At 36.9% G+C, this 14,472-nt stretch carries 14 protein-coding genes; 8 read left to right on the plus strand and 6 right to left on the minus strand.

The annotated features are described in order from the left end of the window. Positions 1 to 342 precede the first annotated feature (342 nt). Positions 343 to 807: a PepSY-like domain-containing protein gene (locus Cop2CBH44_RS15055; protein ID WP_021930976.1), complete on the plus strand. Its 465-nt coding sequence runs from the start codon at positions 343 to 345 to the stop codon at positions 805 to 807. 78 nt (positions 808 to 885) lie between these two features. On the opposite strand, the gene Cop2CBH44_RS15060 is transcribed toward Cop2CBH44_RS15055, so the two are convergent. After that, positions 886 to 1,383: a dihydrofolate reductase gene (locus Cop2CBH44_RS15060; protein ID WP_021930975.1), complete on the minus strand. Its 498-nt coding sequence runs from the start codon at positions 1,381 to 1,383 to the stop codon at positions 886 to 888. A 55-nt stretch (positions 1,384 to 1,438) separates the two neighbouring features. Continuing rightward, positions 1,439 to 2,233: a thymidylate synthase gene (locus Cop2CBH44_RS15065; RefSeq protein WP_200755137.1), complete on the minus strand. Its 795-nt coding sequence runs from the start codon at positions 2,231 to 2,233 to the stop codon at positions 1,439 to 1,441. A gap of 519 nt (positions 2,234 to 2,752) precedes the next feature. Here Cop2CBH44_RS15065 and Cop2CBH44_RS15070 point away from each other — a divergent pair. From Cop2CBH44_RS15070 to Cop2CBH44_RS15090, 5 genes are read left to right on the plus strand one after another with little or no spacing between them, the layout of a single operon-like run. Beyond that, positions 2,753 to 3,427, plus strand: a complete 675-nt coding sequence (locus tag Cop2CBH44_RS15070) for an ABC transporter ATP-binding protein (protein ID WP_021930973.1) — start codon at positions 2,753 to 2,755, stop codon at positions 3,425 to 3,427. Positions 3,428 to 3,434: 7 nt separating this feature from the next. Beyond that, positions 3,435 to 4,682 (plus strand): ABC transporter permease, encoded by a 1,248-nt coding sequence (locus Cop2CBH44_RS15075; protein WP_200755138.1) that lies wholly within the window; start codon positions 3,435 to 3,437, stop codon positions 4,680 to 4,682. 24 nt (positions 4,683 to 4,706) lie between these two features. Further along, positions 4,707 to 5,963: an ABC transporter permease gene (locus Cop2CBH44_RS15080; RefSeq protein ID WP_200755139.1), complete on the plus strand. Its 1,257-nt coding sequence runs from the start codon at positions 4,707 to 4,709 to the stop codon at positions 5,961 to 5,963. 30 nt (positions 5,964 to 5,993) lie between these two features. After that, a complete protein-coding gene (locus Cop2CBH44_RS15085; protein WP_021930970.1) occupies positions 5,994 to 7,097 on the plus strand; it encodes an efflux RND transporter periplasmic adaptor subunit in 1,104 nt (367 codons plus the stop codon). Positions 7,098 to 7,101: 4 nt separating this feature from the next. After that, positions 7,102 to 8,448 carry a TolC family protein gene (locus Cop2CBH44_RS15090; protein WP_200755140.1) on the plus strand — a complete coding sequence of 449 codons (1,347 nt, stop codon included), beginning with the start codon at positions 7,102 to 7,104 and terminating at the stop codon, positions 8,446 to 8,448. A gap of 22 nt (positions 8,449 to 8,470) precedes the next feature. Here Cop2CBH44_RS15090 and rsgA read toward each other — a convergent pair whose 3' ends face one another. After that, positions 8,471 to 9,403 carry a ribosome small subunit-dependent GTPase A gene (gene rsgA, locus Cop2CBH44_RS15095; protein ID WP_021930968.1) on the minus strand — a complete coding sequence of 311 codons (933 nt, stop codon included), beginning with the start codon at positions 9,401 to 9,403 and terminating at the stop codon, positions 8,471 to 8,473. 144 nt (positions 9,404 to 9,547) lie between these two features. Here rsgA and Cop2CBH44_RS15100 point away from each other — a divergent pair, with 144 nt between their 5' ends. Then, the gene (locus Cop2CBH44_RS15100; RefSeq protein ID WP_200755141.1) at positions 9,548 to 11,161 is read left to right on the plus strand and encodes an alpha-galactosidase D; all 1,614 of its coding nucleotides are present in this window, start codon (positions 9,548 to 9,550) and stop codon (positions 11,159 to 11,161) included. Between the two features lie 119 nt (positions 11,162 to 11,280). Here the strand turns inward: Cop2CBH44_RS15100 and frr are convergent, their stop codons facing one another. Further along, entirely contained in the window at positions 11,281 to 11,841 is a 561-nt protein-coding gene (frr, locus tag Cop2CBH44_RS15105) for a ribosome recycling factor (protein WP_021930966.1), read from the minus strand. Between the two features lie 175 nt (positions 11,842 to 12,016). Next, complete coding sequence (pyrH, locus tag Cop2CBH44_RS15110; RefSeq protein WP_200755142.1) at positions 12,017 to 12,727, minus strand: UMP kinase; 711 nt, start codon at positions 12,725 to 12,727, stop codon at positions 12,017 to 12,019. Positions 12,728 to 12,877: 150 nt separating this feature from the next. On the opposite strand from pyrH, the gene Cop2CBH44_RS15115 reads away from it, so the two are divergent. Next, the gene (locus Cop2CBH44_RS15115) at positions 12,878 to 13,762 is read left to right on the plus strand and encodes a tetratricopeptide repeat protein (RefSeq protein ID WP_200755143.1); all 885 of its coding nucleotides are present in this window, start codon (positions 12,878 to 12,880) and stop codon (positions 13,760 to 13,762) included. Here Cop2CBH44_RS15115 and Cop2CBH44_RS15120 read toward each other — a convergent pair. Continuing rightward, entirely contained in the window at positions 13,737 to 14,462 is a 726-nt protein-coding gene (locus tag Cop2CBH44_RS15120; RefSeq protein WP_021930963.1) for a biotin--[acetyl-CoA-carboxylase] ligase, read from the minus strand. The two genes, Cop2CBH44_RS15115 and Cop2CBH44_RS15120, sit on opposite strands and share 26 nt — an antisense overlap. Positions 14,463 to 14,472: the final 10 nt, after the last annotated feature.

A 14,472-nucleotide genomic window follows, 5' to 3' on the forward strand; every position in this document is an offset into this window, starting at 1 on the left:
ATTTTGAGGTGTGTATATAAGTGTAATATGTACACTATTATTTTATGTTAAATACTATTTTTTATATATTATAATCCTTTTATTATATTATTAATTGGACAGATAAGAATAAAGACTTTAGAGCAATATTGGCTATTCTTACTGAAATAACCTTAATTGTATGAAATATTTTGGATATATTTTGTTATTGAGTATAGAACTTATATCGATTTTCTGATAAGGCTAAAGTAGTTTTTGGTCAGATTTCTTTTGATATTTTTTTGAGTATTTTCTTATGACGGATTCGAGAAATTTAAACAGGTTTATGATTTTAATAATAGAGTTACGATTAAAAATTATACAATGAAAACAAACATTATTTACAGTCGAGTGTCAGTATTGATAATGATTATTTTGGGGGTAATTTCTTGTAGTGATGATGACCAAAAAATTTCATATAATAAATTGCCGGAGCTGTCACAACAATTTATTGAAACATATTTTGAAGGGGTGATTATAACTAAAGTGGAGAAAAAGTCGGGAGAACCTCACTATAAAGTGGATTTGGCTAACGGATTTGAAGTACGTTTTTTTGAGTCGGGAGAATGGCAGGCAGTAGACGGAAATGGTACATCTATACCTTATAAGATGCAAATCGAACTTTTACCCATCAAAGTAGTAAATTATGTAAGTGAGAATTTTCCGGTAGCTGAAATGACGGAGATGAGTCGGCATAACTATGGATTTGAAATAGAGTTGAATACCAATCCGGAAACAGAAATACATTTTGACAAAGACGGCAACGTAATTGTTAGTACTGTCGAATAGTCTTTTAGTAGTAGCATTTGTTGAAAGAGGTATCTTAAAAATAGTTGAATTCTAATTTTGAGACACCTCTTTTTATTTTTATTTTATACGTTCGTAGACCACAAAGGAATAAGCATATGGGTGCTGTTTATCGGCCGGATGATCCTCTCGACTTGTTTCTTTCCATATAGCCGGATTGATAGCAGGGAAAAAGCTGTCTGCATTTTCAAATGTATGGTGGATTTCCGTAATGTAAAGTTTATTAGCCATGTCTATGGTCTGTTTGTACACCATAGCTCCTCCGATTACAAATACTTCGTCTTGTGTTTCACAAAGTTGTAAGGCATCTTCTATAGAATAACAAGCAAAAGCATCGGTATAGACCGATTCGGGGACAGTTGTCAAGATCAGGTTTTTCCGATTTTTCAATGCTCCATTAGGAAGAGATTCGAAGGTCCGACGCCCCATGATAACGGCATGGTTTAATGTTCGTTCTTTAAAGTGCTTCATATCATTAGGCAGATCACATAGAAGCTCTTTATTTTTGCCGATAGCCATATCTTCGGCTACGGCAGCGATCAAAGAAATTGTTGGCATAGGTCTTTTATTTTTGGTTAATAATATAATATGAAGATATAATATGAAGAAAAGGTTATACAGCCACTTCTCCTTTTATATGAGGGTGTGGATCGTATCCTATAATTTCAAAATCTTCATATTTGAAATTAAATATATCTTTTACTTCAGGATTTATTCTTATTTGAGGTAACGAACGCGGTGTACGGCTTAATTGTAATTTTACCTGTTCGAGATGGTTTTTGTAAATATGGGCATCTCCAAGAGTATGGACAAAATCTCCCGCTTTAAGTCCTGTGACTTGTGCCATCATATGTAATAAAAGGGCATAAGATGCAATATTAAAGGGAACTCCCAGAAAAATGTCGGCACTGCGTTGATAAAGTTGGAGACTGAGACGTTTGTTGGCTACATAAAATTGAAAGAAAGCATGGCAGGGAGGCAATTTCATATTTGGAAGGTCGGCAACATTCCATGCACTGACAATAATGCGTCTCGAATCGGGGTTGTGTTTTATGGTCTCTACCGTTTCTTTTATCTGGTCGATATATCCACCGTTATAATCGGGCCATGAGCGCCATTGGTAACCATATATATGGCCTAAGTCTCCATTATTGTCAGCCCATTCGTTCCAAATCCTTACACCGTGTTCTTGTAAATATTTTATATTGGTGTCACCGCGAAGAAACCAAAGCAATTCGTATATGATGGATTTTAAATGTAATTTTTTGGTCGTAAGCATCGGAAAACCGTCGTCCATATTGAACCGCATTTGATGTCCGAATATACTTATTGTGCCGGTACCTGTCCGGTCTTCTTTAGGGGTACCTTCAGTTAATACGCGCTGTAATAGATCTAAATATTGTTTCATTTTTTATTGCATGAGCTTACAAAAATAATAATAATGTATGAATAATACACTATAAATTTTTTTGTCCGGTTCTTTTTTATATTCTAAATTGAAATAATGAGTTTATAAGCCGGTTTAGGAGCCAGTCTAACATTTCCAATGAAGAAATATTATCAGACCTTTTTTGTATTTCCTTCCGGATTGTTTCCCCGTTTTCATCCATCAGATAACTTGCTATCCTCCTCTTATAACAAAAAAGTATTTTCGAAAGAAACTTTCAAACCGGATCCGAGTAAAATTTAGACGTACAAGTGTACAACGAGTTATAGGAGCTCTAGTACTTTTTTTTCAATAGAAGAAAAGTTCTTAACGTTAAACTATGTTAGAATATTGTATTTTTATACTACTATGTAATACAAAGTAGTATATAATTCTTAGATTTGTGGAGAAGAAATATAAAAAGTTAAATATAAAATTTTTTCACAGCTTTTTTTATATGAAAATCATCTGTTAATTATTATATAGAATAGTTTGCTATTTATGATACGATTAGAAGGTATAAATAAGACTTATTACAATGGTTCGCCGCTACATGTGTTAAAGGGAATTAATCTTCAGGTAGAGAGAGGTGAATTGGTTTCGATCATGGGAGCATCCGGTTCAGGTAAATCTACTTTATTGAATATTTTGGGTATACTTGACGATTATGATTCAGGAGATTATTATTTGAATAATGTATTGATAAAAAATTTATCAGAAAATAAAGCTGCGGAATATCGGAATCGAATGATAGGTTTCATCTTTCAGTCGTTTAACCTTATTTCATTTAAAAATGCGATGGAAAATGTAGCTCTTCCATTGTATTATCAGCATGTATCCCGAAAGAAAAGGAATATGTTGGCTCTTGAATATCTTGACCGAATGGGCCTGAGGGAGCATGCCTACCATCTTCCTTCAGAGATGTCGGGAGGACAAAAGCAGCGGGTAGCTATTGCTCGGGCCTTGATTTCGAAACCTCGGATAATTTTAGCAGATGAGCCTACAGGGGCATTGGACAGTGAAACGACTCAGGAAGTAATGGATTTATTGAAAGAAGTAAACCGAGAAGGAATGACTCTGGTAGTGGTGACACATGAACGTGACATAGCTATGCAAACCCATAAGATAGTCCATATAAAGGATGGGATAATCGGAGAAATAGAAATGATGAAATAAAGGTGATATGTGGGATATATGGCAGGAAATATGGGGGACAATACGAAAGAATAAGCTGAGAACATTTTTGACGGGTTTTTCGGTTGCATGGGGAATATTTATATTGATTATATTACTGGCTGCAGGTAATGGATTGAAGAATGGTGTTAAGAGCCAGTTTTCTTGGCGGGCAAAAAATTCTCTTATGATGTGGCCCGGTCGAACATCAATACCGTATAACGGGTTACCAAAAAATCGTTCGATTAAGTTCAGACCGGGAGATCCGGAATATTTGAAAGGTCAGCATGAGCAAATCAAATATATATTACCGGTAATAGAGCATAGAGGAGATACTTTGTCGGTAGGGAAAGAATATACTTATAGTTCGATGGTGGGGGTCACTCCGGATTTTCCTAAGTCGAGAAATGTTGAAGTTAAATCTGGAAACGGACGTTTTATCAATGAGGCTGATATATTGCAAGCAAGGAAGGTCGTTGTAATACATGACCGTACGGCAGAGGTTTTGTTTCGTCATGTGCCTCCTTTAGGTAAATATATAAAAGTGAATAATATTTTGTTTCAGGTAGTGGGCATATATAGTGATGACAATATGAATCAGTCTCCTTATGCATATGCGCCTTTATCTACTATCCAAATTATTTATCATCCTGAATGGTCGTATGATAGTTTTGATATGCTGATTGATGGGGTTAGTTCAGTGAAAGATAATGAGATTCTCGAACGAAATATCCGGGAGAGTCTGGGACGAATTAAAGATTTTTCTCCGGATGATAATAATGCTGTATATATATGGAATATTTTGACCAACTATTTACAAACCCAAGGTATTTTTAACGGTATAAGTTTGTTTATATGGATTATAGGAATCGGAACTCTTATTGCTGGAGTGGTAGGTGTAAGTAATATTATGCTTATAACCGTGAAAGAACGGACTCATGAACTTGGTATACGGAAGGCTTTAGGAGCACGCCCATCTTCTGTTCTGAAATTGGTGGTTACCGAGTCAATCGTAATAACTTTGTTTTTCGGATATATAGGTATGATTGCGGGTATAGGTATTACCGAATTGGTGGCTTCATACTTATCGGTTAGTGGGGGACATATGGGACGTTCCATATTTATGAATCCGACGGTTGAGTTACCGATCGCAGTCTCTGCTACAGCTGTATTGATTGTTGCCGGAGTACTTGCCGGCTATTTCCCGGCCCGTAAAGCGGTAAAAATAAAACCTATCGAGGCATTACGGAATGAATGATCTAATAATGGGAGGACAACCAGTATGTTTGATATAGATAAGTGGCAGGAAATATGGATTACGATAACCCGGAACAAGATGCGAAGCATGTTGACAGCGTTTGGGGTGTTTTGGGGGATATTCATGTTGGTCATTATGTCGGGTGCCGGATGGGGGCTTGAGAATGGCATTATGTCCGGAATAAAAGATTTTGCGCATAATTCTTGTTATTTTTTTACAAACCGGACTACGGTGGCATATGATGGTTTCCGTAAGGGGCGTTGGTGGTCGTTGCATTCTTCAGATATGGAAGTGTTGAAGCAGAGTTTTCCTGAGATAAGGTTGATTTCTCCTATTCTTTTTGGAACTTGGAGCGAAAAAAATACCATGCGGGGTGATAAATATGGAACTTACTCTATCAAGGGGTTGTCGCCCGATTATCAATATATTGAACCTCAAACAATGTTGTATGGCCGTTATATCAATAATGTAGATATATTGAATGCACGTAAAGTGTGTGTAATCGGAAAACGAGTGTATGAAGAGATGTTCCATCCGGGGGAAAATCCGTTGGGACAGTTATTGCAGATAAATGGTATCGCTTATAGTGTAATAGGGGTAAATATACCGGTTACACAAGTACAAATTGGAGGTAGGTCAGAGGAGTCTATAATACTTCCGTTCAGTACTATGCAACAGAGTTATCGTAGAGGAGATAATATCGATTGTATTGCTTTAGCGGCTTATGATAGCACTCCTGTTTCGGAGATAGAGGATATGATAAAAGATGTGTTGAAAAAGCAAAACCATATTTCTCCGGATGATTTGCAGGCTGTAATGAGTATGAATGTGGAAAAAGAGTTTACAATGTTTAATAATCTGTTTTCGGGTATTTCGTGGTTAATTTGGATTGTAGGTACAGGGACACTATTAGCTGGAATTGTGGGTGTAAGTAACATTATGCTTGTAACGGTAAAGGAGCGTACAAAGGAGATAGGGATACGTCGGGCACTGGGTGCACGTCCGAGGACGATTATTATACAGATTATGGGTGAAAGTTTGTTACTTACTTCTGTTGCGGGATTTACTGGGCTCGCTGCAGGTGTAGGTTTGCTACAACTGGTAGATATGATGTTACAAAGTGTTCCCAGTGAGACAATGTTCTTTCGCTCGCCACAAATTTCGTTTGGGACAGCAATGGCAGCTACGGCAGTTTTGCTGATTGCAGGAATGTTGGCAGGTATGCTACCTGCCTGGCGAGCGTTGCAGATAAAAGCTATAGATGCTATCCGTGAAGAATGAAAAAATATATATACGAATAAAATTGGACAAATGAAGAAGTATGTAAAGATTTTCTTATTGGTGCTCTTTATAGGGTTATTGATAGGCACGTTTGTATTTTTGTGGAAAAAGTCTCGTCCTGAGGCGATTGTTTATGAAATTATAAAGCCCCGGATAGAAACTATTGAAAAGAAAACGGTGGCTACAGGTAATGTGGAGCCTCGTGACGAGGTATTGATTAAACCTCAAATTTCGGGTATTGTATCAGAAGTATATAAGGAGGCAGGGGAACGAGTTAAAGCCGGAGATGTCATTGCCCTTGTGAAGGTGATTCCTGAGATGGGGACATTGAATTCTGCAGAGTCTCGTGTAAATGTGGCTCGTATCAGTCAGGAACAAACACAAAGGGATTATAATAGAGCCAAGCAACTTTTTGATTCGGGGGTTGTATCGAAGGAAGAATATGAGAAGGCATTGGTAGAAAATCGAAAAGCTGAAGAAGAGTTACAAAATGCTCAAGATAATCTGGAAATTGTTCGTGATGGTATAGCCAAGCGTTCGGCTCAGTACAGTAATACGCAGATACGTTCCACTATTGATGGTATGATATTGGATGTGCCTATAAAAGTGGGTAATTCGGTAATACAGTCGAATAATTTTAATGATGGTACTACAATTGCTACAATAGCTGATATGAATGATATGATATTTAAAGGCAAGATAGATGAGACCGAGGTAGGAATGCTGAAGGAAGGTATGCCTATTACACTTATCATAGGCGCATTGAAGGAAGCTCGATTTGATGCACGCCTTGAATATATATCTCCGAAGGGAACAGAGGAGAACGGAGCCGTGCTTTTTGAAATAAAGGCTGCAGCTACTATACCCGATACCGTTTTTGTACGTGCCGGTTATAGTGCAAATGCGGAAATTATATTGGAACGCAAGGAAGAAGTTCTGTCTATTCCGGAAAGTGCGGTCGAATTTAGTGGAGATTCGACGTTTGTACAGGTGCTTCAGGACTCTCTTAGCCGTCCTCAAAAATTTAAACGGTCACCGGTGACGTTAGGATTATCCGACGGTATCAAGATTGAAGTAAAATCTGGGTTGAAATCTAGTGAAAGTATTCGAGGTAATAAAATAATAGAGAAATAGGGATATGGAGAGATTTCTTAAGAAGATGGTGCTCAGTGTTGTTTTGATAAGTTCTGTTTGCTCTCTTTGTGCCCAAGAGACAAAATGGTCTTTGGAAAATTGCATTCGTTATGCAATGGAAAATAATATACAAATAAGACAAAAACAGCTGGAAAAGGAAAATAATGAAATAAAGTTGAATACGGCACGGATGAGTCGTCTACCGGATTTGAATGCTGGAGCGGGGCAGGATTTTTATTTTGGACGCAGTTTGAACCGGAATAATGTATATGAAGATCAATCAAGTGCATCTACATCTTTTCGTCTGTCTACGTCGATACCTGTATTTTCTGGATTCCGGATTAATAATCAAGTAAAAGGGGCACGATTGGATTTAAAAGCTTCGATTGAAGATTTGAATAAAGCAAGGGAAGATGTAGCTCTGAATGTGACATCTTATTATTTGCAAGTGTTGTTTAAAAAGGAAATATTGGATGTTGCTCAGAATCAGTTAGCACTAAGTAAGTCTCAATTGGAAAAAACGGAAAAGTTGGTGGAGGGAGGAAAGAATCCCGAATCAGCTTTGTATGAAAGCCGGGCGTTAGTTGCTACCGATGAATTGAGTGTAACACAGGCCGAAAATGAATGGTCATTGGCTTTGGTAGATTTGGCTCAGTTGCTGAATTTGGGAACTGTTGAGGGATTTGATATTCAAGTTCCAAATATTCAGTCTATTACGATAGATCAGACTGCATCATTAGTATTGCCGAAAGATGCCTTTAAATATTCTGTCGAAAATCGTCCGGGGATAAAAGCTGCCATGCATGCTTTGGAGAGTAGCCGTTATGGATTGAAGCAGGCGAAGGCTGGATACTATCCGTCAATATCTTTTGGAGCTTCGTATGGAACCAGCTACTATCATGCTTATCAGAATAGTGAGGGAAATATTCCTTTTTCCGAACAGATGAAAAATAATGGAAGTGAAACTGTCGGTTTATCCCTATCTGTGCCTTTATTTAATCGTTTTACTACTCGTAATCAGGTTAAGCAGGCTCGAGTACAAATTGCAATACAACAATTGGCATTGGAAAATGCAAAGTCAGATTTATATAAAGAAATAGAACAAGCTTATTATACAGCAGTTGCAGCTCATAAGAAGTTTACATCATCACAGAAGTCGGTCGATGCGGCTCGTATTGCTTTTGAATATGAGCAGAAAAAATATGATGCTGGAAAATCTACTATTTTTGAGTATACCGATGCTAAAACTCGTTATGAGAAAAGTCTTTCAGAACAAGTCCAAGCTCGATATGAATTTTTGTTCCGTTCGAAAGTTTTAGACTTTTATAATGGCAAACCTTTGGAATTTTGAAAAAGGGTAATACCTGGAGTTTTTAATATCCGGTGCGATATTTTCCATCAGTATTATCATCTATGATACTAAGGTAACTATTGTATCGGGATTCGCTTATGAGATGTTCTTCTAACGCGGCAAGTACAGCACAACCCGGTTCGTGCCGATGGGTGCAGTTGTTGAAACGGCAATTGTGCGATATTTGGAATATTTCCGGAAAGAAGTGGGCCACTTCTTCGGGTAAGAAGTCAATGGTGCCAAAACCTTTTATTCCCGGAGTATCGATGATATACCCCCCATCAGGAAGAGAGAACATTTCAGAAAAAGTGGTAGTATGCATTCCTTTATGATAAGATGCCGAAATGGAACCGGTTTTTAGATTCAGTCCAGGAAGAATAGTATTGATTAAAGTTGATTTCCCTACACCGGAGTTCCCTGAAAAAAGCGTAATTTTCCCTTTTAGCAGTTCTTTTATTTGTTCCAGTCCTTCTCCTGTTTTGGTAGATACCAGATAGCAATTATACCCGATAGTAGTATATAGGTAACGGATACCTTCGGTCAACTCCCAGTCATCCTTATCATATAGATCGGTCTTATTTATTATAAGTCGTACAGGAATACGATAAGCTTCTGCTGTTGCCAGGAAACGGTCGATAAACGTGGTATGCGTCTTCGGATAATTGGCTGTAATGACCAGAAATGCCTGGTCGATATTGGCAGCTATAATATGAGACTCTTTCGATAGATTGGAAGAACGGCGAATAATGTAGTTCTTACGTTCTTCTATTTCATAGATAAAGGCCGTCCCTTCTTTATTCATTTCTATTTTGACTCGGTCACCTACGGTAACCGGATTAGTACTGCGAATACCTTTCAGACGAAAATTTCCTTTTATTTTACATTCTATAGATTTTCCTTCCTCTGTTTTTACCAGATACCAACTTCCCGTATTTTTTATGACAAGACCATTCATTTATTGGATGTATTATTTAATTACAAATATACATTATTTATTTGTCTCCAAGTTTTATATATAACAAAAATAAGGGTTTTAATATTCGAAAACGAATATTATGTATCTTTGTAATGGAGTATAAAATTATTGTTTATCTGATTTATGAGGACACAAAGATTGAAGAAACTTTTTATTTTCGGAGTCAGTTTATTGCTGATTCATGCCAGCGTTCAAGCTCGGTCAGGGCGGCCTCCTATGATGGGATGGAGTAGTTGGAATACATTTAGAGTAAATATAAGTGAAGACATTATAAAAGGGAGTGCTGATGCCCTGATAGAAAAGGGGTTAGATAAAGTAGGTTATCGATATATAAATATAGATGATGGATTTTTTGGAGGTCGGGACGAGAAAGGTCATTTATTGGCTCATCCGGAAAGGTTTCCTAATGGGATGAAAGTTGTAGCTGATTATATTCATTCTAAGGGTTTGAGAGCTGGGATTTATAGTGATGCCGGGTCAAATACTTGCGGGTCTATATGGGATAATGATGAGTTCGGTATCGGTGTCGGACTTTGGGGACATCAGCAACAAGATATAAATACATTCTTCAAAGAGTGGGGATTTGATTTCATTAAAGTTGATTTTTGTGGGGGGGATAAGCTCAACCAAGATCCAAAAGAAAGATATACTTCTATATATGAGAGTATACAAGCTACGGGTCGTACAGATATCAGATACAATATATGCCGATGGGCTTTTCCCGGAACATGGGCCATAAAAATGGCTGATTCATGGAGAATACTTGCAGATATTACAAATAACTTTTATTCGGTAAAAAGTATCATAAATAAAAATCTCTATCTTGGTCAATATGCATCTTCAGGGCATTATAACGATATGGATATGCTGGAAATAGATAGGGGGATGTCTTTGGAGGAAGAACGTACTCATTTTGGAATATGGTGTATAATGAGTTCACCTTTGATGATTGGTTGCAATATGCGTACTATTCGGGACGAATCGTTAGAGATTATAAAAAATGAAGAAATTATAGCACTCAATCAAGATTCATTAGGAATGCAGGCAAAGGTAGTTGCGTATAGCGGGGCAGGTATTGTTCTTGCTAAGCCATTACAAGAAAAGTGGGGTACGATACGAGCAATAGCGATGTATAATCCTTCGGATAGTGAAACTACAATGAAAGTTGCTTTTAAAGATTTATGTTTAGAAGGAGAGGTTGCTATTCGGGATTTATGGAAGCATAAAGACTTAGGGATTTTTAAAAATGAGTATGAGACTAAAGTTCCAGCCCATGGAGTTGTGATGTTGAAAGCAGAAGGACAGAAATGGCTTGCACCAGTTATTTATGAGGGAGAATATGCTTTTATGAATATGTTTTTTGAAGATGATTATTATCCGGAAAAAAATACAAAATTTGTAGTTGAGCGTCGAGGTGCTTCGGGAAAACATGTTGTGACAGGAATTGGAGGAGCCCAGGATAATTGGGCAGAGTTTCGTAATGTATATAGTCCTGAAAAGCAAGATGCGGTATTGCGTATATTTTATTGTTCGAAGGAAAAGCGATTTTTGGATCTTTCGTTAAATAGCAAATTTTTGAAAACGGTTGATTTTAAGTCGTCGGGTGGTAATGATATTTTTACTTATGTAGACATACCCATCTGTCTGAATAAAGGTGAGAATTGTATTCGTTTTAGTAATTCAAAAGAGATAGGTCCAGATATTGATAAGATTGAGTTGATTATGAAAAAAAGATAGAAATGATTATTTGAGACTCTATTATAAAGTAGAATAAATCCCCTATTTATTTCTCAGTTGTAAAAGGTTACTTTAAAGGAATATAAATAGGGGATTTAATATGTAACAACTACTGTTTTTTATACTGTAAGTATTTCTTTTTCTTTAGCTGCAAACATATCATCTACTTTCTTGACAAATTTGTCATGGAGTTTCTGAACGCTGGCTTCACCGTCTTTTTCTACGTCTTCGGGTAGTCCCTCTTTGATTGCTTTTTTAAGACTTTCTATTGCGTCACGGCGAGCATTACGGATACTCACTTTAGCATTTTCGGCTTCTTGTTTTGCTTGTTTTACAAGAGCTTTACGGCGTTCTTCAGTTAAAGGAGGCATCCCTAAACGGATAATTTCACCGTTATTCTCTGGCATGATTCCTACTTCGGAGTTTATAATGGCCTTTTCTATTTCTTTGAACATGGATTTTTCCCAAGGGAGAATTGTTATAGTACGAGCGTCGGGAGTAGTAATAGTTGCCACATTGCTAATGGGTACAATACTACCGTAATATTCTACACGTACAGCATCGAGAATTCGCGGATTGGCTTTACCAGCTCGTATATGAGCCAATGCATCGTCCAGAAATTCAACAGCCATCTGCATTTTTTCTTCGGCTGCATCTAAATATACTTTTACCTCTGCCATAATTTTGTCTATTTCTGATGATTTTTAATTCTAAAAACAAATATACTATAGATTTGTTAAAACACCAAATATGTTAATGAAGTTGTTTAGCCTTTTTTTGTATGGATAGAACAGCAAAACATAAAGATTTCCATTCCTATGTCTTGCTGTTTCATTTTGTATCGAAAAAGGTGGATTAATATACTAAAGTTCCGATATTTTCACCAGACATTACTTTTTTGAGATTACCTGGAGTGTCCATATCGAAAACAATAATAGGAAGGTGATTTTCCTTACACATGGTTGTCGCAGTAAGGTCCATAACCTTTAATCCTCGATTATAAATTTCGTCATAACTTATTTTATCGAATTTTACAGCCGATTTATCCTTTTCGGGATCGGCCGTATATATGCCGTCGACTCGGGTACCTTTTAACATAACTTCTGCTTCTATCTCTATTCCACGTAATGCAGAGCCGGTATCAGTAGTAAAGAAGGGATTGCCTGTACCTCCTGAAATAATGGCAATTTCCCCCTGTTGCATAGCTTCTATGGCTTTCCATTTACTATAATATTCACCGATAGGATACATGTTGATAGCTGTAAATACTCGGGCTTTTTGACCGGCAGAATTGAGGGCGGAACTTAGAGCCAAGCTGTTTATTACGGTTGCCAGCATTCCCATTTGGTCTCCTTTTACACGGTCGAAACCTTGGGCGGTGCCGCTGAGTCCTCGGAATATATTACCGCCACCAATAACGATTCCTATTTCTATACCCATATCAGCTATTTCTTTTATCTGTCCGGCATATTCTGCCAGTTTTTTTTCATCAATGCCATATTGCTTTTCTCCCATGAGTGATTCTCCACTCAGTTTTAGTAAAATGCGTTTGTATTTTGTATTCATATCCCAATTTTATGGTTTATAATTTATGTCTCGTTATTTTTTGTCAAAAATAACTATTTTGAGTGATTCTTTTCTGCTCTGGTAAAAAAATGTAATGTGATATGTCGCTTTTTTAGTACATTTGTCGTAGTGATTCAGATAAATTGAAATATGGGAAAATGGATTTCTATATTGTTTTGCGTCTTTTTTACAGTAATGTCTTGTGCCGCTGGTATTACAAATGAAAAACTATACCGTAAAGCCGAAACCCATTTCAATAATAGGGAGTGGAATGAGGCTATGATGATGTACGATGTGTTACTAACAGAAAATCCGGCTTACCTTCCTTTATATGTATCATCTATTATTGCGTCGTCAAAAGTTGGTGCTTCTCAGTCGGTAATGCATTATATCGAACTGTCAGAAAAAAACGGAGTTTCTCTTGATTCTCTGTTCATAGGTGTAGAACGTCTGGCTCGGAATATGCAAGATACTCCGATATATGAGAATATGTTGATATTGATGAAGGGGGAACAACCTTGGTTGAAAAAAATAATAAATGGATATTTGCTTCGTTATTATCGATTTAGAAATAATTATGAGGAAATTGTGACTATTGCCGATGAGTTATTGCTGGCCGTTCCTGATAATATTGCGATATTGAAAGTAAAAGGAGAAGCTCTTTTTATGATAGGAAAGGAGGCGGAATCGGTGGGTATTTATAAAAAGATATTGGAGCTTGACTCTCAAAATACTGATGCTTCTTTGTTTCTTGGGAATTATTATTATTGGAAAGGTTCGGAAGCATTAAAAGCATTGGATCGTAATTTTAATGATTTGACTTCTCCAAACCGTATGCAGTACGCTGTTTATAAAAAAGAGAAGGACAGTATATTGGACAGTGACTTCGCTTCTGCGGCTTACTATTTGGAGAAAGTATCGGCTAAAGGTATGACTCCTTATGTAAAACAAGTTTTGTATGATATATATGTACAGCGTTCGGAAGTTTCTAAAGCTGAAGCATTGAAACCTAAAGTACGTAAGAGACTTCTTTAAATGCGTACTTTCGTTCTTCCCCATTTTCGGTTTCGAGTATCAGGTGACCATCATTTTCGATACCTTTTATAGAAGCTTTAAATAGTTCATTTTCGGTTTTGAAAAAATATGTGCCGTTGTTTCTGAAAAGGAATTTCATATAGCTGTCATTTAATGTTTTATCATTGTTTTCTTCGTAATGATAATAGCGTTTCATTATGGCATTTAAGATGTCGGACAGTAAGGTGTATCGGTCGATATCTTTACCTGTAATTTGTTTAAGGGAGATAGGATTTGGGGCTGTGGATAAAAAAAGTTCTTGGTTGACATTGATACCGATGCCTACGATGGCCGTATTGAATGTATGCCCGGTGAGCTCATTTTCGATAAGTATTCCTACCAATTTTTTTTCGTTCCAGTAAATATCATTAGGCCATTTGATAGAAAAACCGGGACCAAATTTTTGTAAAATATCGATAATCCCCAGAGAAATTATTTGTGATAAAGCGAATTGTCGAGATGCCGGAATATGATGAGGATATAAGACTATGCTGAAGGTCAAGTTTTTGCCCGGTTCAGATTCCCAACTATTACCTCTTTGACCTCGTCCGGAAGTTTGTTTTTCAGCAATGACAACCGAACATTCCTCGATTTCCTGTTTTGATAGGAGTTGTTTGAGATAATTATTGGTAGAGTCGGTCTCTTCTAATTGTAGTAACATAAAATAAGGG

Origin of the sequence: Coprobacter secundus subsp. similis, from assembly GCF_015097275.1 — a bacterium.
GTDB lineage: Bacteria > Bacteroidota > Bacteroidia > Bacteroidales > Coprobacteraceae > Coprobacter > Coprobacter secundus.

Bases quoted from the DNA above. Each gene is read 5' to 3' on its own strand.
- Cop2CBH44_RS15120 (WP_021930963.1), bottom strand. From the start codon at position 14,462: ATGTTACTACAATTAGAAGAGACCGACTCTACCAATAATTATCTCAAA.
- Cop2CBH44_RS15065 (WP_200755137.1), bottom strand. From the start codon at position 2,233: ATGAAACAATATTTAGATCTATTACAGCGCGTATTAACTGAAGGTACC.
- rsgA (WP_021930968.1), bottom strand. From the start codon at position 9,403: ATGAATGGTCTTGTCATAAAAAATACGGGAAGTTGGTATCTGGTAAAA.
- Cop2CBH44_RS15085 (WP_021930970.1), top strand. From the start codon at position 5,994: ATGAAGAAGTATGTAAAGATTTTCTTATTGGTGCTCTTTATAGGGTTA.
- Cop2CBH44_RS15060 (WP_021930975.1), bottom strand. From the start codon at position 1,383: ATGCCAACAATTTCTTTGATCGCTGCCGTAGCCGAAGATATGGCTATC.
- Cop2CBH44_RS15080 (WP_200755139.1), top strand. From the start codon at position 4,707: ATGTTTGATATAGATAAGTGGCAGGAAATATGGATTACGATAACCCGG.
- Cop2CBH44_RS15055 (WP_021930976.1), top strand. From the start codon at position 343: ATGAAAACAAACATTATTTACAGTCGAGTGTCAGTATTGATAATGATT.
- Cop2CBH44_RS15070 (WP_021930973.1), top strand. From the start codon at position 2,753: ATGATACGATTAGAAGGTATAAATAAGACTTATTACAATGGTTCGCCG.
- Cop2CBH44_RS15075 (WP_200755138.1), top strand. From the start codon at position 3,435: ATGTGGGATATATGGCAGGAAATATGGGGGACAATACGAAAGAATAAG.
- Cop2CBH44_RS15115 (WP_200755143.1), top strand. From the start codon at position 12,878: ATGGGAAAATGGATTTCTATATTGTTTTGCGTCTTTTTTACAGTAATG.
- Cop2CBH44_RS15090 (WP_200755140.1), top strand. From the start codon at position 7,102: ATGGAGAGATTTCTTAAGAAGATGGTGCTCAGTGTTGTTTTGATAAGT.
- frr (WP_021930966.1), bottom strand. From the start codon at position 11,841: ATGGCAGAGGTAAAAGTATATTTAGATGCAGCCGAAGAAAAAATGCAG.
- Cop2CBH44_RS15100 (WP_200755141.1), top strand. From the start codon at position 9,548: ATGAGGACACAAAGATTGAAGAAACTTTTTATTTTCGGAGTCAGTTTA.
- pyrH (WP_200755142.1), bottom strand. From the start codon at position 12,727: ATGAATACAAAATACAAACGCATTTTACTAAAACTGAGTGGAGAATCA.